General features: G+C 73.6%; 2 pseudogenes. One reads left to right on the plus strand and one right to left on the minus strand.

The annotated features are described in order from the left end of the window. A pseudogene (locus ACSMFO_RS40090) lies at positions 1–642 on the minus strand (hypothetical protein); the annotation flags it as partial. Positions 643–1,059: 417 nt separating this feature from the next. Between ACSMFO_RS40090 and ACSMFO_RS40095 the strand changes: the two are divergent. Further along, positions 1,060–1,179: pseudogene (locus ACSMFO_RS40095) on the plus strand (class II aldolase/adducin family protein); the annotation flags it as partial.

A 1,179-nucleotide genomic window follows, 5' to 3' on the forward strand; every position in this document is an offset into this window, starting at 1 on the left:
GGGCGGCGGGCTCGCCAGCACCGGGTTCGGCCGCGACGGGGGCGCGGGCGGGACCGGAGCGGGGGCGGGCTCGTCGTCCAAATCGTCCCCGAGCAGCTCCTCGGCCGTCGTGAACGCGGTCTGTTCCTGCGCCGGGATCGACTCCCGGGGCGGCACCGGATGCGAACCGGTCGCGATCTCGGGGGACAGCGTCGCCAGCACGGGAGGCGCCGGAGCGGGCTCCTCGACAGGCGGCTCTTCGGCGGCGGGAGGCTCCTCGGGAGGCGGGGCGCCGTTCGGGTTCAGCAGGACCTTGCCGAGCATGAACGCGGCCGCGTCCTCGGCGTCGCCGAACACCGCCGGGTTGGTCAGCTTCCCGTCGTACCAGCCGACCCGCCAGCCGCCACCGTCGACCTGCTCGACGCTCCAGCCGTGCTCGGCGGGGGCGCCGATGCGGTAGACGTCTTCGGGCACGTCGAGGTCGTCGAACCTCGCCTGCAGCTCGTTCAGCACCGGCACGGGGTGCTCGGCGCGGCGCGGCTGCGCTTCCTCGCGTCGCGGCTCGGGCTCCGGCTGCGGCACGGGGGTGGTAGCAAAGGTCCCCCGCTCCTGCGGTGGGGCGTCGACCTGCGTGACCTCGGAATCCGACGGCGGCGGTGCCACGTTCGGCTCCGCGTCGTGCGTCAGGAGAGGCAGCTCAGGACCGGCGTCGGCCTGCTCGACCGGGGTGTAGCCGGTGGTCGTCTCCTCCTCCGGAGGCGCGTACGGCTGCTCTTCCTCCTGCCGGGCGTACGCGTCCTGCTCCTCCTCGTGAGGAGGCTGCTCGTAGGCGTCCGCCTGCGGAGCCCGCGCGTACGTGGTCGCCTCCGGGTCGGCGATCCGCGGTTCCGGCTCGGGCTCGGGGTCCTGCCGGGCCTCGTCCGCGTACGTGTCCTGTTCGGACGCGTACGGGTCTTCGTAGCCCTCTTCGTACTGCTGCTCGGCGGCGGCCTCGTGGAAGTCCTGTGCCTGGTAGTCCTGGGTGTCGTAGTCGTCTTCGTACCGCTGGGCCTGCTCGGCCTGGTCAGGGACGGCCGACTCGGCGGAGGGTCGTCGAGACGCTGCGGTCCAGCCGGTCGCCCGCCGTCCTGATGCGCAACCACGGCCCGTTCACCGTCGGCCGCACCGCACGCGACGCGGTCAAGGCCGCCGTGATGGTCG

This window comes from Amycolatopsis sp. w19, from assembly GCF_051373225.1.
GTDB lineage: Bacteria > Actinomycetota > Actinomycetes > Mycobacteriales > Pseudonocardiaceae > Amycolatopsis > Amycolatopsis japonica.